The following is a 22,014-nucleotide window of genomic DNA, read 5'->3' on the forward strand; positions in this document are numbered from 1 at the left end:
CCTCAGAACATCAGAGAGGTGAGCCGCCGGCGCGCGCTGACGACTCGCGGGTCGGCGTCTCCCACGAGGCCGAACAGCTCGAGGAGCCGGTCGCGCACCGTCGATCGAGCATCTCCGTCGAGCGCGGCGAACAGATCCAGGAGTCGGCCGAACGCGTCGTCGACGTGACCACCGGCGACATCGAGGTCGGCGACGCGCAGCTGCGCACTGACATCGTGCGGCGCGGCTGCGGCTGCGGCGCGGGCCTCACCGAGGTCGACGCCCTGCACGCGGTCGAGGAGCTTGACCTGTCCGAGACCCGCCTGAGCGTCGGCGTCGCGCGGGTTCTCCGCGAGCGCCCGCTCGTAAGCGCTGATCGCACGCGGGTAGTCGCCCGCTTCGATCGCAGCGAAGGCTTCCGCATGCAACGGGGGCAGCGGCGGCTCGGCGGCCTCTTCCGGTGCGTCCGTCTCCCCTTCCAGGGGAACGGTGCCGGTGACACCGTGCTGAGACGCGAGTTGAAGCAGCTGCGCGAAGACCTCGCGCACCTGCTGTTCGGGCACTGCTCCGGTGAACAGCGGCACGGGCTGCCCTGCCACCAGCGCGACCACCATCGGGATCGACTGCGCGCGGAACCCTTGCGCGAGCTGCGGGTTGGCGTCGACATCGACCTTCGCGAGGACGACGCGACCGGCCAGCTCGGTGACGACCTTCTCGAGCACGGGGCTCAGCTGCTTGCACGGGCCGCACCATTCCGCCCAGAGATCCACGACGACCGGTACCGTTCGCGAGAGCTCGAGCACCTCGCCGAAAGTCTGGTCGGTTACGTCGAAGATCAGGCGCGATGCGCTCTCGGACGGCTGCCCGGCGGGTGATGACGCGGGCGCCGGAGCCGTGGGGCGGTTACGCAGCGACGACAGATCGAGCGCGCCACGGAGCACGGCGTTGGAGGAAGGATCACTCATTCATACGACCTTTGCTGAGAGGACATTGGAACGGTAGCCGAGGAACTGGATCGGCTCGGATGAACCGGCGCCGGGCACGAAGAAGAACAGCTGGTCCGCGTACGTGGTGGTGAAGCCGGTGGACGACTGCGACACTCCTGTCAGCGCGCTCGCGACCGGGTTGGTATCGGGCACGTTGATCACGGCATCCGGATTGCTCGGCTTGAAGGTGTGGTCCTCTGTGATGGTCACCGCCACGACAGCGCCGCTCTCGAGCGTCTGGAGGGCGATCGGCGGCTGCGTCCCGGCCTGGGTCGTGAACGAGACCGTGCCCGTCTCCGCACCCGTCTGGTTGAAGTCGTTGACGATCTGCTCGCGGTTGGAGGTGACGCCCGCGCGGAAGGCGTCACCGTCCGCTTCGAACAAGCCCGCATACGGACTCGCGTCGCCGTTGGTCAGCAGGTCGGCGTATGCGGCCGCGAGGTCCTTCGGCGGCAGGACGAGGAACGGCGAGTCGGGCGCCACCTGCGCGGCACCCAGGTACGCCGGTGCGAGTTCCGGGAACGAATCGGTCGCCAGCTCGGCGATGTAGCCGAGCTTGTAGTTGGACCAGGGATCCTGCTGACTGACCGTCATGATCGTGTCAGCTGCGCCCTCGCCGCCGTCGACGACCGCGAGGAAGGTACGCGGCCACTTCTCGAACGTCTCCGGCAAGAGGATCTCGAGGGGTTCCGCCGGGATGGGCGGCAGCGGGGCACGATCGGTGATCTTGGAGCGGAGGGTGTAGTTGGTCTCGCGCTCCGCGAGCGCCGGCCCCGCGAGCCGCGTGCCGGCGAGGGCGGCGTCAGCGCTCGCGTCGGCGGTCGAGACGTCTTCCGCGATACGCGTGAGGATGCGCTCGGCCTGCTGCTGGGTCACCGCCGGCGGCGCCTGATCGGGGTCGGCGACGACCGTCGTCGTCGGCGAGGGAGTCGGGCTCGGGGCCAACTGGGGCCAGGCGTCCGCCGAGCACCCCGTCAGCGCCACGAGGGAAACCAGCGGGAGTGCCAGGAGAGCCTGACGCCCGCGTGTCAGGCGGCGTCGCGGCGGCGTGGACGAGATGACGCCCTTCGCTTCCGCGTCCGTCGCGAGATCGATGGGCTGAGTGGCGCTCATCGGAAGCCCCTTCCGTCGCGGACCGCGCGAGCGACGCAGATGGCGCCAGCCGAGCGCGTACATGACGATTCCGAACGCGAGGAGGATCCCACCGGCCACGATCAGCGGGCCGGCCCAGGGCGTGTTCGACTCGATCGGCCACGTCACCTGGATGTCGGCGGGCGCGGGCGCGGTGCCGTCCGATGCGATCAGGACGCTCATGTCCTGCGGCAGCTGCAGGGATGTGGTCAGCGCGTCATCGCGCTGGAACTCTTCGAGCCAGAGATCCGACCCGACCGGTGACGGCATCGCCGGGATGTTGCCGTCGGCATCCGGCGTCGGCGCGGACGAGGCCGCGACCTGGGACGTCGTGATCGCCCCCTCGGCGTCGACGCCGAGGCGCGTGTAATCGGTGCGCGCGAGCCACGCGGTCACGTCGGACGTGCGGCCGTATGCGGCGAAGACGGTCCCGGTGCCCTGAACGCTCAATGCCTGCGCGCCGGGGCGCGAGGTGAGCACGGCGCCGTCGATGAGGGTGAAGGGGGCGTCACCCGTCACCGTCACCGACTCGGTGACGGTCTCGGGCCCGCGCAGGATCGTGCGCTGCGCGATACCCGCCCCGATCATGACGGTGGCCAGGACGAAGGCGACAACAGCCCACACGAAACGCACGAAGAAACACCTCTCCACATTCGGAACGGGACCACCGAACGCTTGATCGACGTTCCAGAGTATCCAAAACGACCTGAAAGGGTCGTGAAAGGGGCGCCTCCCAACGAAAGTTCGCGCGGCTCGTAAAGTGAAGTGATTCGACCCCGGAGGCGTTCGTGAAGATCCAGAACCCGTTTCGCACTGCGCTGATCGCCACGCTCGGCGTCGGCGTCGGCATCGTGATCATCGGGGGCATCCAGACCCTCTCGACCATCCTTCTCTATGTCGGCACCGCGCTCTTCCTCGCTCTCGGGCTCGACCCGGTGGTCTCGTGGCTCGAGCGGCGACGCCTACCACGGTGGGCAGCGCTCCTGATCACCTTCGCAGCACTGCTCGCGGCCTTCGCCGGCATCATCCTCATGGTCGTGCCGATCATCGTCTCGCAGATCTCGCAGCTCGTGGCCGCCATCCAGGACCTCGTCACCAACGGCGACTGGGACCCGGTCAACGCCGTCAAGGACTGGCTGACCGTCACCTTCCCGCAGCTGAACGTCGACGAGCTGTTCCAGTACCTCTCCGACTGGTACAACTCGCTCGACATCGGGGCGATCGGCGGGTCGATCACGGGCTCGATCATCCTGATCGGCGGTGGCATCATCAGCGGGTTCACCGGCGCGGTCATCGTGCTCATCCTGACGATCTACTTCACGGCGTCGACCCCGAACCTGAAGGCTGCGGTCTATCAGCTCGTGCCGGCTTCGCGACGGCCGCGCTTCATCGACCTGGCCGAGCAGATCACGGCATCCGTCGGCTTCTACGTCATGGGCCAGGTGTCCCTGGGCGTCATCAACGGTGTGCTCAGTGCCATCTTCCTGAGCGTGATCGGAGCCCCCTTCCCCGCGGTACTCGCGGTCATCGCCTTCTTCTTCTCGCTCATCCCCCTGGTGGGAACCCTCACCGGGTCGGCGATCATCGTGCTCACCTGCCTGATACCCGGACTCGCAGAACCCCAGACGGCACTGTGGGCGGCGATCTGGTACCTCGTATACATGCAGGTCGAGGCCTACCTCATCTCGCCGCGCATCATGAACCGTGCCGTATCGATCCCCGGCGCGGTGGTGGTCATCGCAGCCCTCGCCGGAGCCGCGCTGGGGCAGCTCCTCGGAGCGCTCGTGGCGATCCCGGTGGCAGCCAGCATCCTGATCATCTACCGCCAGGTCGTGATCCCGCGGCAGAACGAGCGCTGACGCTCAGGAGGCGTCGTCCGCGGCCTGATCGTCGTCCCACTCTTCGGCGAGCGGCAGCGCGTCGGGGTTGACGGCCGCGACGATCTCGGTGAGCACCCGACGAGTCTGGTTCTCCCCCACCCATAGGTGCTTGCCGCCTTCCACGGCGATGAGCGTCGCATGCGGGATCGAGGCGAAGCGCTGACGCGCCTCGTCCGGGCGGAGGTAGTCGTCGAACTCGGGCACCACGATGACGACTCGCCGATCGTCGCCTGCCCAGGCAGCGACCTCGTCGGCTGTGGCCCGGTGCAACGGCGGCGAGAGGAGAACGACGCCCTCGATATCGTGGTCGCGCCCGTATTTGAGGGCGAGCTCGGTCCCGAAGGACCAACCGACCAGCCAAGGACGCGGCAGGCCCCGATCGCGCACGAACGCCATCGCCGCCGCGACGTCGAACACCTCGCCGACGCCGCCCTCGAACGTCCCCTCGCTGGTCCCCCGAGGCGACGTCGTTCCTCGGGTGTTGAAACGCAGCACGGCGAGGTCGGCGAGGGCGGGGAGGCGCCCGGCCGCCTTGCGCAGGATGTGCGAGTCCATGAATCCGCCCGCCGTCGGAAGCGGATGCAGGGTGACGAGCGTCGCTACCGGTTCGCGATCCTGTGGCAGCGCGAGCTCGCCGACCAGGGTCAGCTCGTCGAGCGTGCGGAGCTCGATGTCCTCACGACGTGCGGGGAGCTGAACGGGTCCGCGGATTTCGAAGCTCATGCGATCCTCCAACATGCCGAATGCCAATGACGACGCGCGGCGAGGTCCGCGGCGTCGCCCAGAACACCGTCCGCCCGCCACGCGACCACATGCGCCGTGGCGGGCGCGATGTCACGCCCGCAGCCCGGACACGTATAGGTCTTCTGCGCTTGCGCCGCTGACACCGGCTGCACGGTCCATTCGACGCCACGTCGCGTCTCGGAGCGCTTCCAGCCGCTCAGCAGCCGCTCGAGCGAGTCGTCGCGCGGTTCCGGCCGTCGCCTGTTGGAACGGGGCATGACGGGCGCAGTCACCACCAGTGGTTGCTGGACCAGAAGGCATACGCCTCGCTCCAGCTGCCGTAACGTCCGACGGCGTAGCCGTTCGCCCACGTGAGGTTGTCGACGGGGTCGTACCCACTGCCCGGCACCTTGCTGCAGGGATAGGCCTGAACGAGACCGCAGGCCCCCGACGAAGCGTTCGTCGCGTTCGGGTTCCAGCTGCTCTCGCGCGACACGATGTAGTCGACGTAGCCCCAGTCGCTCTCCGGGATGCCGGCGGCGCTCAGCCAGTCGGCGGAAGATCCCCCGCCGGAGTACAGGACCGGCGCTGCGCGCGACGTCCCGGTGCTCTCGCCTTCCACCGGGGTGGGGGTCGGGGTGGGGGTCGGCGTCGGCTTGGGAGCGACGTACACGGTGAAGCCGCTGCGATCGAGCTGAGCGGGCGTCGTCGCCGTTCCGTCACCGGACAGCGCCTGCGCGTCGCCGCGCGACTCGGCCCACAGCGAGACGACTTCGACGGGCTTCTCCTGGGCGACCGCGAGTGCGGTGCCGAGCGGTGCCAGAGCGCCGCCCGCCATACCGAGCGCAGCGACCGCGGCGAAGACGGAGGACACACCGCGACGTCGCGACCAGCGCGCGGAGACCGGCGTGCTCCGGCGACGAGCCGGGACGCGCGACGTGCGCCGGGAGACAGTCGAGCGGGAAGTCACAATGCCCTCGAGTTTAGCGAGGCGTGCAGCTTCTCTCCATCAGACTCACCCAATGGCGAGAATCACCGACACCACGCCGTCGAGAACGGCATCGACCTGCGCTTCGCGGTAGCCTCCGCGCTGCATGCGGAACGCGACCGATCGCACCTGCTCGACGGTCAGCGGTTCACCCGATTCGAGGTAGCGGGCGATGCGGTCGGCCACGAGATCGACCTCGTCCATGCGATAGCCGTACGACAGCACACCCACGCGATCGAACCTCCGCCGCTCGGGACGTGACAGCCGGTCGAGGATCTCCTGGGCGAGATTGCGTGAGCGGCCGACCCAGGCGCGTGCGCCCGCACGTGACAGGGCACGTTCCCGCTCGCGCGCCGCGAATGCGTCCTCGATCCGTCCGATCGCGGCGTCGACGGGGGCGACGGAATACCCGCCGCGCACGAGCGGGAAGGCGGTCGCGCGAATCGCGGCGGAGTCGAGGTCGTCCTCCTCGGACGCCTCGAACGCTTCGCGAGCGCGCCGCAGGAAGGCATCCACAGCGGCTTGGTCGTATCCCTTGGCTCGTCCCGGCACCTCGGGGAACGGGCTCGCGGACAGGGAGGTATCGGTCGAGGTCATGACATCACCAGAGGGGACAGAGCGTGGAAGAGGACGAGCGCGACGACGGTGGACGGCAGGATCGAGTCGAGTCGGTCGAGCACTCCCCCGTGGCCCGGCAGCCACGAGCTCATGTCTTTGATGCCGAGATCACGCTTGATCATCGACTCAGCCAGATCGCCGACCGTGGCGGAACCGAGGATGACGATACCGATGATGACGCCGGTCCACGCCGGGAGTCCGAGAAGCAGCCAGGCGAACCCGACAGCGACGAGCATCGCGACCACGCCCGCGCCTGCGAAACCCTCCCAGGTCTTCTTCGGGCTGATTCGCGGGGCCATTGGATGCTTGCCGAAGGCGAGCCCCGCGGCATAGGCGCCGGTGTCCGCGCCCACCACGACGGCGATCATCGCGAGGACCCAGAACTCTCCGCCGTCCTCGCGCAGGAGGATGAGCAGCAGGCTTCCGAGGAACGGGACGTAGAGCTGAACGAACCCGCTGATGAGCACGTCGCTGAGCACCTGGCCGTAGCGACGGCTCTCGCCGCTCACCATCTGCGCCATCAACCGCCAGACGATCACCGTGACGACGGCGGCGAAGACAACGACCCAGTGCGTGCCGGCATCGAGGAGGAAGCCCGCCGCCAGCACCGCGGCGCCGGCGACCAGCTGTGGAGCGACGTCCACGCGTCGTCCCGCGGCCTGCAGGGCTCGGACGAACTCGAAGACGCCGAGCAGCGCGACGGGGATCGCGAAGAGGACGAACACCCATTTCACGAAGATGAGCGACCCGATCACGACGACGCCGATGGCGACCCCGATCAGGATCGCGACGAAAAGATTGCGTCCGGTCCGCGCGTTGATGCGCTCGTTCGCCTGCTCGAAGTCGGCCCGAGCTCGGCCGATGTGCTGTTCGAACTCCGTTCGCGCGGCACGCACCTGATTCTGAAACGCCGAATCACCGTGCTCGCGCGAACGGGACCGCTCCCGCTCGGATCGAGACGGGGCGTCGTCGCCGGGTGCGCTCATCGGTCTCAGACCTCGAGAAGTTCGGCCTCTTTGCGCTTGAGCGCGTCGTCGATGAGGTCGACGTGTGCACGCGTCAGACCGTCGAGTTCCTTCTCCGCACGCACCAGCTCGTCCTCGCCGACCTCGCTCTTGAGACCATCGAGCTCGTCCTTGGACTTCCGCCGGATGCCGCGCAGGTGGACCTTGTGGTCCTCGCCCTTCGAACGGACGAGCTTGACGTACTCCTTGCGGCGCTCCTCCGTGAGCTCGGGCATGGTGACGCGCACGATGTTGCCGTCGTTCGTCGGGTTCACGCCGAGGTTGGGGGTGTCGCGGATCGCCTGCTCGATCGCCTTGAGCGCCGACTTGTCGTACGGCGTGACGATGATCGTGCGGGCCTCGGGGTTGTTGAGCGACGCGAGCTGCGCGAGCGGAGTCGGCGACCCGTAGTAGTCGACGAGGATCTTCTGGAACAGCGCCGTGTTGGCGCGCCCCGTGCGCACGGTGGAGAAGTCCTCCTTGGCCGCCTCGACGGCGCGTTCCATGCGGGCTTTCGTGTCAGCGAGGATCTCGGGGATCACGTCACTCCATTCGTCGGTACGTCCGGTCAAGTCTAGTCTGCAGGCGGGCGGGGCTCAGACGGTGACGAGCGTGCCGATGCGCTCGCCCAGCAGTGCGCGCGTGACGTTCCCCGCCGGCTCCATGCCGAAGACGCGCATGTCGATGCCATTGTCCATGCACAGGCTGAATGCGGTGGAGTCCACGACCTTGAGCCCCTGTTGCAGCGCCTCGCCGTAGGTGATCTGCTCGATCCTCTCCGCCGTGGGGTCCTTCTTCGGGTCGGCCGTGTAGACCGCGTCGACACCGTTCTTGGCCACCAGGACCTCATCGGCCTTGATCTCGAGGGCGCGCTGCGCCGCCACCGTGTCGGTGGAGAAGTAGGGCAGACCGGCGCCGGCGCCGAAGATGACGACGCGACCCTTCTCCATGTGGCGCTCCGCGCGACGGGGAATGTACGGCTCAGCGACCTGCGTCATCGAGATGGCCGACTGCACGCGCGTTGCGGCGCCGGCCTGCTCGAGGAAGTCCTGCAATGCGAGGGCGTTCATCACGGTGCCGAGCATGCCCATGTAGTCGGCGCGACCGCGGTCCATCCCGCGCTGGCTCAGCTCTGCGCCTCGGAAGAAGTTCCCGCCGCCGACGACGATGGCGACCTCCACCCGGTCGGCGGCCTCAGCGATCTCGCGGGCGATCTGCCCGACGACATCCGGGTTCACGCCCAGCTGGCCGCCACCGAATGCCTCGCCCGACAGCTTCAGCAGGACGCGACGGCGCCCGGTCTTCTCATCGTTCATCGTGTCCCTCTCATCGCTGTGTTGCAGAGTATCGCCCGGATGGGCATGGAAAAGGCCCGCATCCGAAGATGCGGGCCTTTCGGGCTGTTACGCGCCGACCTTGAACCGAGCGAAGTCGGTGATGGTGATGCCGGCGTCCTTCGCGACCTGCGCGACGGACAGCTTGTTGTCCTTCGCGTAGTCCTGGTCGAGGAGAGCGACCTGCTTGAAGAACGCACCCACGCGGCCCTCGACGATCTTGGGAAGGGCGGCCTCGGGCTTGCCCTCGTTGCGGGAGATCTCGGTGACGATCTCGCGCTCCTTCTCGACGTCGGCCTCGGGAACGTCCTCGCGCGACAGGTAGCTGGGGTTCGCGAACGAGATGTGCTGCGCGATCGAGCGGGCGGTCTCCGCGTCCGAGCCCGAGTACGCCACGACGACGCCGATCTGCGGGGGCAGGTCCTTGCTCGTCTTGTGCAGGTAGATCTCGAACGCGTCGCCGGTCAGCGTGCGCACGCGACGCAGCTCGACCTTCTCGCCGATGATGGCGGCCTCATCGTTGATGAGCTGCTCGATCGTCTGGCCCGACGCGTCTGCGGCGAGGGCAGCCTCGACCGAGTCGGCGGATGCCGCGGCGGCCGCGTCTGCGACCTTGTCGGCCAGAGCGATGAAACGGTCGTTCTTCGCGACGAAGTCGGTCTCGCATGCGAGCTCGACGAGGGTGACCTTCCCGTCCTGCTCACGCGCGACGACGAGGCCCTCGCTCGTGGAGCGGTCGGCACGCTTCGCGTTGCCCTTCGCACCCTTGAGGCGGAGGATCTCGACGGCCTTCTCGACGTCGCCGTCGGCCTCTTCGAGGGCCTTCTTGGTGTCGACCATTCCGGTGCCGAGCTGCTCGCGCAGAGCCTTGATGTCGGCGATGGTGAAGTTTGCCATGAGTGGCGGCTCCTTCTGTCTGTATGAAATCTCGTGGATGCCGATCGGCGCGGCCGGGCTCAGCCGCGGCCGCGCCGATCGTAGCGGGTCAGGAAGACGCGCTGATTACTTCTCGGTGGCCTCGGCGGCGACGGCCTCGGCCTGCGCCTCAGCACCGGCCTCGTCGGCGGGCGTCTCCGTCGCGGCGACCTCAGCGTCAGCGCCCTCGACCGGGGCGTTCTCGGCGGTAGCGGTCTCTGCAGGAGCGCTCTCGAGCAGCTCGCGCTCCCAGTCGGCGAGGGGCTCGGCCTCGGCCGACTCGTCGGACGGCTGGTGGCGCTGGATGAGGCCCTCCGCAGCAGCGTCGGCGACGATGCGCGTGAGCAGGCTCACCGAACGGATCGCGTCGTCGTTGCCGGGGATGGGGTACTGGAACTCGTCGGGGTCGGCGTTCGTGTCGAGGATGCCGATCACGGGGATGCCGAGCTTCTTGGCCTCATCGATCGCGAGGTGCTCGCGCTTGGCGTCGACGACCCAGATGGCCGACGGGGTCTTCTGCAGGTTGCGGATACCGCCGAGCGACTTGTGCAGCTTGTCGAGCTCGCGCTTCTTGAGCAGCAGCTCCTTCTTCGTGAAGCCGCTGGCTGCGGGGTTCTCGAAGTCGAGCTCCTCGAGCTCCTTCATGCGGGCGAGGCGCTTCGAGACCGTCTGGAAGTTGGTCAGCAGACCACCGAGCCAGCGCTGGTTCACGTAGGGCTGACCCACGCGGGTCGCCTGCTCGGCGATGACCTCCTGCGCCTGCTTCTTGGTGCCGACGAAGAGGATGGTGCCACCGTGGGCGACCGTCTCCTTGACGTACTCGTAGGCGCGGTCGATGTACGACAGCGACTGCTGCAGGTCGATGATGTGGATGCCCGAGCGCTCGGTGAGGATGAAGCGCTTGACTTTCGGGTTCCAGCGGCGGGTCTGGTGCCCGAAGTGGACGCCGCTGTCGAGCAGCTGGCGAATGGTGACGACGGCCATGGCCGTTCTCCTTCTGTTTCGGTTGATTCGCCGGGCCGACGGCCCGGTACTCCTGGCGCCCGACACACTTCCGCTCGCCGCCGGAGCGGGAGACCTGGGGAAGATGCGCCACGATCGGGAACCGATCGCTCAGGGCACGCGTAGTCACCTCGACGAGCGAGGCGCGGTGATCAGTGTAGCAGTGAGCCGCTCCTCCCCGACGCTGCGTGCGAACGGTTTGCCCACGTGTCGCGGCCGACGTCGCTGCGGCGGACGAACGGGACTCGAGACTCGACTCGTGACCCGTTCCCCGGCCGCCCTGCTCGCAGCAGCGCTCCTCATCGTGAGCACGTTTCTTCCCGACGCCGTCGCGCCAGGTGGTGAGCCGCGTCCCTCACCCGGCTGGACCATGCCGCTGCGCGGAGCCGCGGTCGCGCGAGGCTTCGAAGCTCCGGCACATGAGTACGCTCCCGGGCATCGAGGGGTCGACCTCGCCAGCGGGGGCGCGGTCGAGGTCGTCGCGCCGGCGAACGGTGTCATCGCGTTCGCGGGGCCCGTCGCCGGCCGCCCCGTCGTGACGATCGACCACGGCGACGGGGTGGTGACCAGTCTCGAGCCGGTCGACACGGCCCTGCAGACCGGGACGGCGGTCGTTCAAGGGGAGCTGGTGGGAACCGTGGCGTCCGGCGGCCATACGGGCGACGGCACGATCCACTTCGGAGTCCGGCGTAACGGTGAGTACATCAACCCGCTCCTGATGATGGGCGGCCTCACCAGGCCGATCCTGTTGCCGTGCTGCTGAGGGTCAGTCGTTCCCGATCATGTTGCGGTCACCGCTCTGGGTGACCGCTCCCAGGCGATCCGCGTCGACGTGGTTGTCGTTGCCCGATACCGCTACGGTGCCGACCTCGTCGGCGTCGACGGAGTTGCGGTCTCCCGCGATGGTGAGGGCGCCGACCCTGGCGGCATCCACATCGGCGGATTGCCCCGTGATCTCGAGCGAGTCGACCGAGCCGAGGTCGATCTCGATGCGATCACCACTCGCGAGGACGTTTCCGACGCGCGCTCGCTCGAGGTCGACGTCGAGCGAAGCACCCTCGATGCGGACCACGTCGCACTCGCCGGCGAAGGCGAGGTCGAGGTCGGTTCCGCGGATCGCGACGACGCCGTCGATGCACGCGGGGTCGTTCGGCCCCGGCATCGCAGGAACCGTCGCGTCGGATGATGCTTCCGGCGTCGCGGCGGGCGAGGCCGAGGGAGACGCCGAGGCCTGCGGCGCCGTAGGCCGGACGATCCGGTCGGGCTCGTTCGACGCCACCGGCGCGCACGAAGCGAGCATCCCGACGAGCACAGTCGCGCCGATCGCTGCAGCAGCTCTTCTCATGCGTGCCCCCTCTTCGTGCTCCTCCGTGTGCTCTCCCAACGCTACGACGGCGGAGGGCCAGCGCACCATCATGCGCGCGGATGCGCTTGTCGATAGACGGCGGCGAGCCGTTCCCCCGACACGTGCGTGTAGATCTGCGTCGTGCCGAGGCTCGCGTGCCCGAGGATCTCCTGAACGGCCCGCAGGTCGGCACCGCCATCCAGCAGATGGGTCGCGGCGGAATGCCGCAGGGTGTGCGGCCCGACGGTCTCGACACCCAGCGCGGGGCCGAGTTTCTCCGAGACCGTCGCGTACACGGCACGCGCCGTCAGCCGACCACCGCGCGACCCGAGGAACACTGCACGCGCGGCTTCTGCTCGGCCTGCGGCGCGTGCCGCGAGCACCGGACGCCCGCGAACCAGGTAAGCCTGCAGGGCGTCGAATGCCGGACCGCCTACGGGAACGACCCGGTCCTTATCGCCCTTGCCCGTGACACGTGCCGTGCGGCGTTCGCTGTCGATGTCGTCGAGGTCCAGTCCGCATAGTTCGGACACGCGGATGCCGGTCGCGTACAGCGTTTCGAGGATCGCGTGGTCGCGGAGGAGAACCGGATCCCCGTCGGCCGCCCGCGCCCGCAGATCGTCGAGGACGGATGCCATCGTCTGAGCGGTCGCGACTTTGGGCAGGGTCCGCGCCCGCTTCGGTGACGCCAGGCGGAGGGCGGGGTCGCTGGCGATCGCGCCGCGCTCGGCCGCCCACGCGAAAAAGCCCCGGGCGGTCGCGGTACGGCGGGCGAGGGTGGAGCGCGCGTCGCCCCGTTCACTCGCGCGCCAGACCCAGTCGCGGAGCACCTCGATGTCCACCTCCGCGAGCTCGATGTCGCCCGACGCCTCAGCCAGATCGGCGAGGTCATTGCGGTAGGCGCGGACGGTGTTCTCCGAAAGCCTCCGGACGCGCAGCAGATGGTCGGCGTACGCCTCCGCCGCCTCCGAGATCAGCATGCAGCCAGCATGACCGATCCGCCGGTGCCGCCGGGCCAGGCTCGCGGGACGCCAGCCGTCAACTGCCCGCTCGACGCCACCCGCGTTCGTCGGACACGACTCGACCATCGAGCTCCAGGAGCCCCAGCCAGGCGCTCACTTCCTCGCCGGCCACGCCGGAGCGCCGAGCGATCTCTGCGACATCCCGGGGCGCTCGTGTGCTCAGCGCGTCGAGCACCCTCGTGGCATCGTCGGTGCGACCGTTGCCGTCGATAACCGCGGCAGGCCCGGGCTCGTCCGTCCATCCGAGCAACTCGCGCACGTCTTTTGCGCTCGTGACGCACCGACCGTCGTACTCGCGGAGAATGCGGTGGCATCCCGCCGACGCCGCAGAGGTGACCGGCCCCGGTACCGCACCGAGCGCCCGCCCGAGCGCCGCTGCGTGCCCCGCGGTGTTCAACGAACCCGACCGCCACCCCGCCTCGACCACCACGGTGGCATCGGAGAGCGCGGCGATGACCCGATTGCGCTGCAGAAAACGCCACTTTGTCGGCGCCGTGCCGCACGGCACCTCGCTCACGACCACACCACGGCGCGACACCTCCGTCAGCAGGCCGGCATGGCCCGACGGGTACGCCTTATCAACGCCGCCCGCGAGCACGGCGATCGTGCTGCCGCCGACCGCGAGGCAGGCTCGATGCGCCGCAGCGTCGATCCCGACAGCGGCCCCGGACACAATCGTCACCCCCGCGACGCCCAGTTCTCCCGCGATCTCTCCCGCGACCTGCACACCGTACGCGGTCGCCGCGCGCGCCCCGACGAGCGCAACCGCGGCAGCTGGCGCCGCGAGAGCGTCTGCCCGTCCTCTGGCCCACAGCGCGACCGGGGCATGGATGCCGAGTTCCTCGACCCTCTCCGGCCAGGCGGGATCACCCGGCACGATGAGCCGTACCCCGACCCGCTTCGCCCGCTCGATCGCGTAGGAGTGGTCGTCCTGCCGCGGACGCCACCGGGCACAGGCGCGGCGCCAGTCCCGCACGTCGAGGTCGAGCTCCGCCGGAGGTGCGTCCTCTCGCAGCGCGCACTCGAGGGCGCGGAACGCCCCCAGCCGCTGGATCGCGAGCCCGGCGACACCGTCTCCGGGCTCGGCCAGCACCGACCATCGGGCTCGCCCCCAGCGCTCGCGACCGCTCTCGGGATCTACGAGGCCGTCCGCGGGCACGAGCCCCGCCAACGCGCTGCGCACCTCGTCGTCGCTCACTGCTGGAGGCCCTTCTTCAGGAACAGCGCGCGCCCGACGTCACCCGCGGTCAGCCGCTCGCGACCCGCGAGGTCGGCGACCGACCATGCCACCCGCAAAACCCGGTCGTAGCCACGCAGGGTGAGCGCTCCGCGCTGGAGCGCCGCGTCGAGCGGAGCACGAACGCGCGGTTCGGGAGCGAGCGGTCCATCCCGCAGCCACGCGCCTGAGACAGCGGCATTCGTTCGCCACGGGGTCTTAGCCAGTCGCAGAGCGGCACGCGACCGCGCGGCCGCGACGTGCTCGCGCGCGGTCGCCGTCGTCGTCTGCGCAGGACCGCGCGCCGTCAGGTCGGCGAGCGACACCCGCGAAAGCGAGAGCTCGATGTCGATGCGATCCAGCAGCGGGCCCGAGAGTCGGCCGAGATAGCGGCGGATCGCGAGGGATGGGCACGAGCAATTGCCGCCACGGACGCCGTATTGTCCGCACGGGCAGGGGTTCGTGGCCAGCACCAGCTGGAACCTCGCCGGCAGAGTTGCCCGGAATCCCGCCCGGTGGATGTCGATCGACCCCGCCTCGAGTGGCTGACGAAGAGAGTCCAGCGCGTGGGCGCTGTACTCACCGGCCTCGTCGAGAAACAGGACGCCCCCGCTCGCCCGAGCGATCGCCCCCGGTCGCAGCGACCTGCTACCACCGCCCACCAGCGCCGCGACGCTCACGCTGTGATGCGGCGCCTCGAACGGAGGGACTCTGCTCAGGCTGTCGACGACGGTGCCCGACAGCGAGCGAACCGATGCGACTTGCAGCGCGGTCTCGTCGTCGAGCGGGGGCAGGATCCCCGGCAGGCGACGTGCAAGCATGGTCTTCCCGGCACCGGGCGGACCGCTCATGAGCAGATGGTGGCCGCCGGCCGCCGCGACGACGAGCGCATCGATCGCCTCCTCCTGCCCTCGGATGTCCGAGAGATCGTCGACAGGCAGCCCGTCGCCGTCATGCTCTCCGTCATCGGCGGGAACCGGCACCTCGGGTACCGCCTCGTCATCACTGTCGATCTCGAGCCCGTGCCAGCGCGCGACGCCCGCGAGGGTGCGGCATCCGACGACGCGGACCCCGTCGACGAGAGCGGCTTCTGCTCGGCAGGCCTCGGGGACGATGACCGTCCGCTTCCCCGCGCGCGCTGCGGCGATGACTGCGGGGAGAACTCCCGGTACCGGCCGCAGCCGCCCGTCGAGGCCCAGCTCGCCGATGTGGACGGTGTCGGCGAGCGACGTTGGGTCCATCGGGAGCTCCGTCGCGAGCGCCGCGACGGCGATGGCGACATCGAAGCCCGCTCCCTGCTTCGGAAGGCTCGCCGGTGAGAGATTGACCGTCACACGACGTCGTGACAGCGGCAGCCCGCTGTTCTGACAGGCGTTGTGCACGCGCTGCTGCGCCTCGGCGAGGGCCCGGTCGGCGAGACCGACGATGCGGAACGCGGGCGTCTGGTTCGACAGGTCGGCCTCGACCTCGACGAGATCGCCCGCCAGCCCCGTGAGCGAGACCGCCCAGGTACGCCCGAGGCTCACCGCAGGTCCTCGACGTGCTCGAGCACCGCCGTATCGACGTCGTCGCCGGTGATGCCGATGACGTCGAGACGAATCCGGCGACCGCGCACCTCCCCCGGGTGCGCGGCGATCCAGGCGCAGGCGAGCCGCCACAACCGGTCCTTCTTGCGTTCGTCGACCGCCTCGAACGGATGCCCGTACGCCGCGGTCCGCCGGGTCTTAACCTCGACGATGACGAGTTCGTCGCGCGATACGGCGACGATGTCGATCTCGCCCTGCCGATCGCGCCAGTTTCGGTCCAGGATGTCGTACCCGAGGCGGGTCAGGTGCCGCGCGGCCCGCTCTTCACCGGCGCGGCCCCGGTCGTCTTTCGCTGCCATATGAGCACTCTCGCGCGCCAGCCGGCGGCCCCGGGGTCACGGCTGCGCGGCCGTGCAGAACCGGCTCGACGACGGTCCTGGGGAGGAACGTCAGCTGTCGAGCGAGAGCTCGTCGGGGAGCTCGAAGTCGCGGCGCTGGAGCTCCTCGACGTTGACGTCCTTGAACGTGAGTACACGCACGGACTTCACGAAACGGTCGGCGCGATAGATGTCCCAGACCCACACGTCGTTCATCGTCAGCTCGAAGTAGAAGTCGTGCTCGGTGTCGCGCCGAACGACGTTGACGTCATTCGCGAGGTAGAAGCGACGCTCGGTCTCGATCACGTACTGGAACTGCGACACGACGTCGCGGTACTCCTTGTAGAGCGCCAACTCCAGCTCGCGGTCATAGTCTTCGAAGACTTCGTCATCCATGGTGCTTCCATCCTAGGTGGCGGCAGCACGACGTTCTCGTCCCGGCGACCCCGGGCACCGAAGTCAGAACAGCGTCGGCGCGTCGGCGATCGCCCAGGACGCCCGGTGATGACGAGACAGCCCGTGCTCCCGGATCGCGGCCCGGTGGAGAGCGCTGGCGTAACCCTTGTTCCGCGCCCACTCGTACATCGGCGTCTCGTCGTGCAGCGCGGTCATGTGGGCATCGCGCGCCACCTTCGCGATGACCGACGCCGCCGCGGCACTGGCGCAGTCACGGTCCGCCTTGATGATCGTCCGCACCGTCATGCCCGGTCCGGCCATCGGACTGACATAGTCGTGATTGCCGTCCAGGATGACGACCGTCTCAGCAGCGAAGGGATCCGCGACGCCGAGACCCTGGATCGCGCGAACCGCGGCCAGGCCGAGCGCCCGCATGATCCCCATCTCGTCGATCTCGCCCGGCGTGGCCGACCCCACCGCCGAGGCCACGACCCAGTCGGCTGCTCGCAGCGCCAGCTCTGGCCGGCGAAGCTCCGTCACGAGCTTCGAGTCACGAAGCCCTTCGGGAACGCGACGGCGCGCGCAGCGTGCGTCGAGCACGGCGGCGCCGACCGACACCGGCCCCGCCAACGCGCCCCGCCCGACCTCGTCGAGAGCGATGACGAACTCGTACTCGCGCAGCAGCCGCCGTTCGACGGTCAGCCGGGGCGCGACGACGGTCATCGTCCTTCGGGCGCGGGGACCCCCGCGAAGACGTCGTGGTGGAAGTCGATGAGGCCGAAGCGGTCGAGGGGCCAGGTGATGAGGAAGGCTCGTCCCACGACGTTGTCGAGCGGGACGAAGCCCTGCGAGGGCTGGTCGCGGTTGTAGCGCGAGTCCCGCGAGTGATCACGGTTGTCGCCGAGCACCCAGAGCGAGTTCTCGGGCACCGTCACGTCGAACGGAACCTCTTGCGGGGTCGACTGGCCGTCCGCGAGCGAGACGTACGAGGATTCGTCGATGGGAACGTCGTTCACCGTGATCTGACCGACGGCGTTGCAGCACACGACATGGTCACCCGGCATCCCGATGATCCGCTTGATGAGATGGTCCTTGCTGTCGGGAGCCGACAGTCCGACGACGGAGAGCACCCAGTCCATCCCCTCGACGAGCGGCGGACGGGCCTGCTGGACGGTGGGAGGCAGCCACCCTCCGGGATCGCGGAAGACGACGACGTCACCCCGCGCGTAGCCGCCGAATCGGGGCGTGAGCTGGTCGACGAGGATCCGGTCGTCCTTCAGCAGCGTCCGTTCCATGGATCCGGACGGGATGTAGAACGAACGGACGAGGAACGTCTTGACCAGGAACGACACCGTGAGAGCGATGGCGACGATCACGAGGATGTCGCGAAGAAGCAGGCCGAGGCGACGTGATCGTGAACGCGCGGGCTTCGGCACCTGCGCGGCAAGGTCATCGGTGGTCATTCATCGCCTCTCATCCGACTCGCCCGCCGGGGAGCCCTACCCAGGGTCGCACATTCCGCGACCATCGCCGGTCACCGCGCAGCGGAGACGACGGATGCCCCGAGCCTGAGCCCGGGGCATCCAGAGAATGCGTCGCTGCGATCAGCGGTCGCGCTTCTCCTTGATCTTCGCCTTCTTGCCGCGCAGGTTGCGCAGGTAGTACAGCTTCGCGCGACGGACGTCACCGCGCGTGACGACCTCGATGTGGTCGATCACGGGGCTGTGGACGGGGAACGTACGCTCGACGCCGACCTGGAAGCTGATCTTCCGGACGGTGAAGGTCTCGCGCACGCCGTCGCCCGAGCGGCCGATGACGACGCCCTGGAAGACCTGGATACGCGAGCGGTTGCCCTCGGTGATGTTGACGTGCACCTTGACGGTGTCGCCGGGGGCGAATGCGGGGATGTCGCTGCGCAGCGATGCTGCGTCGACGGAGTCGAGGATCTGCATGATCTGTTCTTCCTGCGACCGCCTCAGGTCGACCACGAGAGAGTTGAATAAGGATGCGGTGCCCCGGGCGCCCGCCGGGCGCCGCTCCCCTGAGGCAGAGATCTGTCAGGGCACAAGCGTTCATTCTGCCATGCCGGGCCCTGCTGACCAAAACGTCAGCCGTCGCTGCGCCGGACCTCTTCGATGATCACGACCTTCTCGTCGGCACGTCGTTCGGACGTCGGTCGCATCGCTTCGCGCAGGTACACCGGATCTGTGGCGACGGAGAACAGCGAGACGGGCCGCGCTTCGCGGAAGAGCTGCCAGAGCGACACCCAGAAGACCGCGAGGAACGCCGCGACCGCGGCGAAGAGCAGCGGCCAGAAGGCACCCTCGGGGTAGAACCCGATGACGATGATGAGCGCGTGCCACACCGTGAACACGAGGACGTCCCACCACGACAGCATCCGCGAGTGCCGAACGGTGCCGCGTGCCCGCACCAGCAGTGTCGTCACGAGCTGACCGATCAGCACCGCCGGGACCGCAATGAACAGGACCCAGAGGAACACCCAGCCGCTCGCACCCGAGATCGCCCAGCCCACGACGAGCCACAGCGGCAGCGCCAGGGCCGCGGGAAGGAGCCAATGGAAGAGCGCGCGTCGCAGCCACATGCTCCCGATGCTACGCCGGTCCGGCAGGATAGAAGCTGAAGAGAGGATCACGATGATCGAGCTGCGCACCCCTGCCGAGATCGAAGCGATGCGTCCCGCGGGACGCTTCGTGGCCGAGACGCTGGCGACCCTTCGAGACGAGACGAAGGTCGGCACGAACCTCCTCGCGATCGATCGGCGCGCGCACGAGCTCATTCGCCGCGCCGGCGCTGAATCCTGCTACATCGACTACCACCCGTCGTTCGGAGCCAGCCCGTTCGGCAAAGTGATCTGCACGTCGATCAACGACGCGGTCCTGCACGGGCTCCCCCACGACTACGCCTTGCGCGACGGCGATCTCGTCACGCTCGACTTCGCGGTCTCGGTCGACGGCTGGGTGGCCGACTCGGCCGTGTCGTTCGTCGTGGGAACGCCGCGAGACGAGGATCTCGCCCTCATCGACACCACCGAGCGCGCTCTCGATGCAGCAATCGGAGCCGCCGTGGTCGGCAACAAGATCGGCGACATCTCGCACGCCGTCGCGACGGTCGCCCGCGCCGACGGGCTGTCGATCAACACCGACTTCGGCGGCCACGGCGTCGGCCGGGAGATGCACGGCGACCCGCACGTCCCCAACGACGGCAAGCCCGGCCGCGGCTACCCGCTGCGCGCCGGCCTCGTCGTCGCGCTCGAGCCCTGGTTCCTGCAGAGCACCGACAAGCTGGTCACGGATGCCGACGGATGGACCCTCCGCAGCGCCGACGGGTCCCGCGGTGCGCACTCCGAACACACCGTGGCCATCACCGCGGACGGTCCGGTCATCCTCACCGACCGGTCGTTTCTCGGCGTCGACTGACGTGTGCCCTGGGCCGGTCCGTCGTCGGCGGCCGGCTCAGGCCTCGAGGTCTCCGGGCAGCAGGTCCGGACGGCGCTCGCGCGTCCGCTTGACCCGCTGGGCGTGCCGCCACTCCGCGACGCGGCCGTGGTGCCCGCTGAGCAGGACGTCCGGCACTTCGTGGCCGCGCCAGGACGCGGGCTTGGTGTACGAGGGGTACTCGAGCAGCCCGTCTTCGTGCGACTCCTCGACGAGGCTCTCGGGGTTGCCGACGACGCCGGGAATGAGGCGGCCGATCGCTTCGATCATCGCCATCGAGGCGACCTCTCCCCCATTGAGGACATAGTCGCCGAGGCTCATGAGCCGGACGTCGCCGAGCGTCGCCGCGTATGCGAAGACGCGCTCGTCGATCCCCTCGTAGCGGCCACAGCCGAAGACGAGGTGCGACGCTTCGCTCAGCTCGCGAGCGGTGCTCTGCGAGAACCGCTCGCCGGCAGGCGAAGGAAAGATGAACGTCGGCCGGTCGCCCGCGTCCGCGACGATGGCATCCAGCGCGAGCCCCCACGGCTCGGGCTTCATCACCATGCCGGCGCCGCCGCCGTAGGGGGTGTCGTCGACGGTGCGGTGCCGATCGGTGGTGTAGTCCCGCAGATCGTGGATGCGGACATCGAGGAGGCCGGCGCCGCGCGCTTTGCCCAGGAGCGAGACCTCGAGGACGTCGAAGAACGCGGGGAAGATCGTGACGACGTCGACGCGCACGTCAGTCCTCGGAGGAGGCGCCGTCGCCGTCTTCCACGGAAGCGGCTTCCGCGGAGTCGTCGGACTCCTCAGCGGGCAGGTCTTCGAACAGTCCCGCCGGCGGAGTCACGATGACACGACCCCCTGCGACATCCACCTCGGGCACGATCGCCTTGACGAACGGCACGAGGATCTCGGTGTCGTCGCCGTCGCGCTGGACGATGAGGAGGTCCTGCGCCGGGAGATGATCGACTCGTGCGATGCGTCCGACCCGCTCACCGTCACGCACGACGTCGAGGCCGACGAGCTGGTGATCGAACCAGGCGTCGTCCTCGACCGTGGCGTCGCCGTCCTGGTCGACCCAGAGGATGGCCTTGACCAGGCTCTCGGCGGCATCGCGGTCGTTGACGTCCTCGAGGAAGAGGACGGGGTGCGAGTTCATCCACCGGAACTCGCGGACGGTCACGGACTTGCCGTGCCAGGGAGACGCCTCGGGGACCTGCAACGTGAAGGTCGCGCCCGGCATGAAGCGGCCGTCGGGATCATCGGTGTACAGCTCGAGCTTGAGTGCGCCCTTGAGGCCGTGCGCCTTGACGAGGCGCCCGACGCGCAGCTGAGTGCGAGCGGGGTCGGCGGCCATGTCAGTCGTCCGCGACGTCGACGCGAACGCGCGTGCCGTCGGCAAGCGCGGAGATCAGCGCGCGCAGCGCCTTGGCGGTGCGGCCGCCGCGCCCGATCACCCGTCCCCGGTCGTCGGGGTGCACGCGCACCTCGAGGACCTCGCCGCGGGGCGACGAGGAGGAACGGATGACGACGTCGTCGGGGTGATCGACGATCCCCTTGACGACGTGCTCGAGCGCGGCGGACAGCAACGGATTACTCCGCGTCGGTCGCGTCGGCGGCGGGAGCCTCGTCGGCGGGAGCCTCAGCGGCGGGCTCCTCGGCCTTCTTGGCGGCCTGCGGCTTGATGACCGACTTCTTCGACGCGTCTGCGACGAACTCGCCCTTCGCCTCGGCCGTGCGAACGGTCGAGACGGCGTTCTTGTCGCCCTTGAACTTGCCCCAGTCGCCCGTGAGCTTCAGCAGCGCGGTGACCTGCTCGGTCGGCTGAGCGCCGACGGACAACCAGTACTGGGCGCGCTCGGAGTCGACCTTGATGATCGAGGGCTCCTCGGTCGGGTGGTACTGACCGATCTCCTCGATCACGCGGCCGTCGCGCTTGGTGCGCGAGTCGGCGACGACGATGCGGTAGTAGGGCGCGCGGATCTTGCCGAGGCGCTTGAGACGGATCTTGACAGCCACAATTCTCCTGAGTGGTGTGATGTGAAGTGAACGTCGCCTGGAGCGTGGGGTGCACACCCGGCGGGAGCTCTGAGGGTGGACCTTCCCGCCGGATAGAGGGTCGAGCGAGCGGTCCA

General features: G+C 68.9%; 28 protein-coding genes. 3 read left to right on the forward strand and 25 right to left on the reverse strand.

Features of this window, described 5'->3' with window-relative positions; translation table 11 throughout:
- Positions 1-2: 2 nt before the first annotated feature.
- Entirely contained in the window at positions 3-944 is a 942-nt protein-coding gene (locus tag O1W71_RS02375) for a tetratricopeptide repeat protein (protein ID WP_269266398.1), read from the reverse strand.
- The gene (locus O1W71_RS02380; protein ID WP_269266399.1) at positions 945-2,729 is read right to left on the reverse strand and encodes a glycosyl transferase; all 1,785 of its coding nucleotides are present in this window, start codon (positions 2,727-2,729) and stop codon (positions 945-947) included. It abuts the gene before it with no gap.
- A gap of 155 nt (positions 2,730-2,884) precedes the next feature.
- Between O1W71_RS02380 and O1W71_RS02385 the strand changes: the two genes are divergently transcribed.
- Positions 2,885-3,955 carry an AI-2E family transporter gene (locus O1W71_RS02385; protein WP_114589351.1) on the forward strand — a complete coding sequence of 357 codons (1,071 nt, stop codon included), beginning with the start codon at positions 2,885-2,887 and terminating at the stop codon, positions 3,953-3,955.
- 3 nt (positions 3,956-3,958) lie between these two features.
- On the opposite strand, the gene O1W71_RS02390 is transcribed toward O1W71_RS02385, so the two are convergent.
- From O1W71_RS02390 to rpsB, 9 genes are all read right to left on the reverse strand, one after another.
- On the reverse strand, positions 3,959-4,699 hold the full coding sequence (locus tag O1W71_RS02390) for an alpha/beta hydrolase (RefSeq protein WP_114589350.1): 741 nt from the start codon (positions 4,697-4,699) through the stop codon (positions 3,959-3,961).
- Positions 4,696-4,977 (reverse strand): hypothetical protein, encoded by a 282-nt coding sequence (locus O1W71_RS02395; RefSeq protein ID WP_114589594.1) that lies wholly within the window; start codon positions 4,975-4,977, stop codon positions 4,696-4,698. Before O1W71_RS02395 ends, O1W71_RS02390 begins: the two co-directional genes overlap by 4 nt.
- A gap of 11 nt (positions 4,978-4,988) precedes the next feature.
- Positions 4,989-5,573, reverse strand: a complete 585-nt coding sequence (locus O1W71_RS02400) for a transglycosylase SLT domain-containing protein (protein WP_240309840.1) — start codon at positions 5,571-5,573, stop codon at positions 4,989-4,991.
- Between the two features lie 141 nt (positions 5,574-5,714).
- Positions 5,715-6,284, reverse strand: coding sequence for a DivIVA domain-containing protein (locus tag O1W71_RS02405; RefSeq protein WP_269266400.1), 570 nt, complete (start codon positions 6,282-6,284; stop codon positions 5,715-5,717).
- Positions 6,281-7,201: a phosphatidate cytidylyltransferase gene (locus O1W71_RS02410; protein ID WP_240309839.1), complete on the reverse strand. Its 921-nt coding sequence runs from the start codon at positions 7,199-7,201 to the stop codon at positions 6,281-6,283. Before O1W71_RS02410 ends, O1W71_RS02405 begins: the two co-directional genes overlap by 4 nt.
- Before the next feature lie 95 nt (positions 7,202-7,296).
- Positions 7,297-7,851 carry a ribosome recycling factor gene (gene frr / locus O1W71_RS02415; RefSeq protein WP_112614568.1) on the reverse strand — a complete coding sequence of 185 codons (555 nt, stop codon included), beginning with the start codon at positions 7,849-7,851 and terminating at the stop codon, positions 7,297-7,299.
- A gap of 54 nt (positions 7,852-7,905) precedes the next feature.
- Positions 7,906-8,625, reverse strand: coding sequence for a UMP kinase (gene pyrH, locus O1W71_RS02420; RefSeq protein ID WP_114589348.1), 720 nt, complete (start codon positions 8,623-8,625; stop codon positions 7,906-7,908).
- A gap of 87 nt (positions 8,626-8,712) precedes the next feature.
- On the reverse strand, positions 8,713-9,540 hold the full coding sequence (gene tsf, locus O1W71_RS02425) for a translation elongation factor Ts (RefSeq protein ID WP_023950948.1): 828 nt from the start codon (positions 9,538-9,540) through the stop codon (positions 8,713-8,715).
- Between the two features lie 105 nt (positions 9,541-9,645).
- Positions 9,646-10,542, reverse strand: coding sequence for a 30S ribosomal protein S2 (gene rpsB / locus O1W71_RS02430; protein ID WP_269266401.1), 897 nt, complete (start codon positions 10,540-10,542; stop codon positions 9,646-9,648).
- A gap of 277 nt (positions 10,543-10,819) precedes the next feature.
- Here rpsB and O1W71_RS02435 point away from each other — a divergent pair, with 277 nt between their 5' ends.
- Entirely contained in the window at positions 10,820-11,323 is a 504-nt protein-coding gene (locus O1W71_RS02435) for a murein hydrolase activator EnvC family protein (RefSeq protein WP_269266402.1), read from the forward strand.
- A 3-nt stretch (positions 11,324-11,326) separates the two neighbouring features.
- Here the strand turns inward: O1W71_RS02435 and O1W71_RS02440 are convergent, their stop codons facing one another.
- From O1W71_RS02440 to O1W71_RS02485, 10 genes are all read right to left on the reverse strand, one after another.
- Positions 11,327-11,905, reverse strand: coding sequence for a hypothetical protein (locus tag O1W71_RS02440; RefSeq protein WP_269266403.1), 579 nt, complete (start codon positions 11,903-11,905; stop codon positions 11,327-11,329).
- Positions 11,906-11,973: 68 nt separating this feature from the next.
- Positions 11,974-12,885: a tyrosine recombinase gene (locus O1W71_RS02445; protein WP_269266404.1), complete on the reverse strand. Its 912-nt coding sequence runs from the start codon at positions 12,883-12,885 to the stop codon at positions 11,974-11,976.
- Positions 12,886-12,943: 58 nt separating this feature from the next.
- Positions 12,944-14,125, reverse strand: a complete 1,182-nt coding sequence (dprA, locus tag O1W71_RS02450; protein ID WP_269266405.1) for a DNA-processing protein DprA — start codon at positions 14,123-14,125, stop codon at positions 12,944-12,946.
- A complete protein-coding gene (locus tag O1W71_RS02455) occupies positions 14,122-15,669 on the reverse strand; it encodes a YifB family Mg chelatase-like AAA ATPase (protein ID WP_269266406.1) in 1,548 nt (515 codons plus the stop codon). Before O1W71_RS02455 ends, dprA begins: the two co-directional genes overlap by 4 nt.
- On the reverse strand, positions 15,666-16,028 hold the full coding sequence (locus O1W71_RS02460) for a YraN family protein (RefSeq protein WP_269266407.1): 363 nt from the start codon (positions 16,026-16,028) through the stop codon (positions 15,666-15,668). The genes O1W71_RS02455 and O1W71_RS02460 overlap by 4 nt, the downstream gene beginning before the upstream one ends.
- Before the next feature lie 90 nt (positions 16,029-16,118).
- Positions 16,119-16,442: a DUF2469 family protein gene (locus O1W71_RS02465; RefSeq protein ID WP_023950963.1), complete on the reverse strand. Its 324-nt coding sequence runs from the start codon at positions 16,440-16,442 to the stop codon at positions 16,119-16,121.
- A 63-nt stretch (positions 16,443-16,505) separates the two neighbouring features.
- On the reverse strand, positions 16,506-17,165 hold the full coding sequence (locus O1W71_RS02470; RefSeq protein WP_269266408.1) for a ribonuclease HII: 660 nt from the start codon (positions 17,163-17,165) through the stop codon (positions 16,506-16,508).
- Entirely contained in the window at positions 17,162-17,905 is a 744-nt protein-coding gene (gene lepB / locus O1W71_RS02475; RefSeq protein ID WP_269266409.1) for a signal peptidase I, read from the reverse strand. Before lepB ends, O1W71_RS02470 begins: the two co-directional genes overlap by 4 nt.
- Positions 17,906-18,046: 141 nt before the next feature.
- The gene (gene rplS / locus O1W71_RS02480) at positions 18,047-18,394 is read right to left on the reverse strand and encodes a 50S ribosomal protein L19 (RefSeq protein ID WP_023950969.1); all 348 of its coding nucleotides are present in this window, start codon (positions 18,392-18,394) and stop codon (positions 18,047-18,049) included.
- Between the two features lie 155 nt (positions 18,395-18,549).
- Complete coding sequence (locus O1W71_RS02485) at positions 18,550-19,044, reverse strand: MFS transporter permease (protein WP_269266410.1); 495 nt, start codon at positions 19,042-19,044, stop codon at positions 18,550-18,552.
- A 52-nt stretch (positions 19,045-19,096) separates the two neighbouring features.
- Here O1W71_RS02485 and map point away from each other — a divergent pair, with 52 nt between their 5' ends.
- On the forward strand, positions 19,097-19,879 hold the full coding sequence (gene map / locus O1W71_RS02490; RefSeq protein ID WP_112614490.1) for a type I methionyl aminopeptidase: 783 nt from the start codon (positions 19,097-19,099) through the stop codon (positions 19,877-19,879).
- 36 nt (positions 19,880-19,915) lie between these two features.
- Here the strand turns inward: map and trmD are convergent, their stop codons facing one another.
- The 4 genes from trmD to rpsP are packed head-to-tail and all read right to left on the reverse strand — an operon-like array spanning position 19,916 to position 21,898.
- On the reverse strand, positions 19,916-20,617 hold the full coding sequence (gene trmD / locus O1W71_RS02495) for a tRNA (guanosine(37)-N1)-methyltransferase TrmD (protein ID WP_269266411.1): 702 nt from the start codon (positions 20,615-20,617) through the stop codon (positions 19,916-19,918).
- A 1-nt stretch (position 20,618) separates the two neighbouring features.
- Complete coding sequence (gene rimM / locus O1W71_RS02500; RefSeq protein ID WP_269266412.1) at positions 20,619-21,236, reverse strand: ribosome maturation factor RimM; 618 nt, start codon at positions 21,234-21,236, stop codon at positions 20,619-20,621.
- Position 21,237: 1 nt separating this feature from the next.
- Positions 21,238-21,468: an RNA-binding protein gene (locus O1W71_RS02505; protein ID WP_023950977.1), complete on the reverse strand. Its 231-nt coding sequence runs from the start codon at positions 21,466-21,468 to the stop codon at positions 21,238-21,240.
- 4 nt (positions 21,469-21,472) lie between these two features.
- Positions 21,473-21,898: a 30S ribosomal protein S16 gene (rpsP, locus tag O1W71_RS02510; protein ID WP_269266413.1), complete on the reverse strand. Its 426-nt coding sequence runs from the start codon at positions 21,896-21,898 to the stop codon at positions 21,473-21,475.
- Positions 21,899-22,014 lie beyond the last annotated feature (116 nt).

This window comes from Microbacterium sp. H37-C3 (genome assembly GCF_027157935.1).
Taxonomy (GTDB): Bacteria; Actinomycetota; Actinomycetes; order Actinomycetales; family Microbacteriaceae; genus Microbacterium; species Microbacterium plantarum.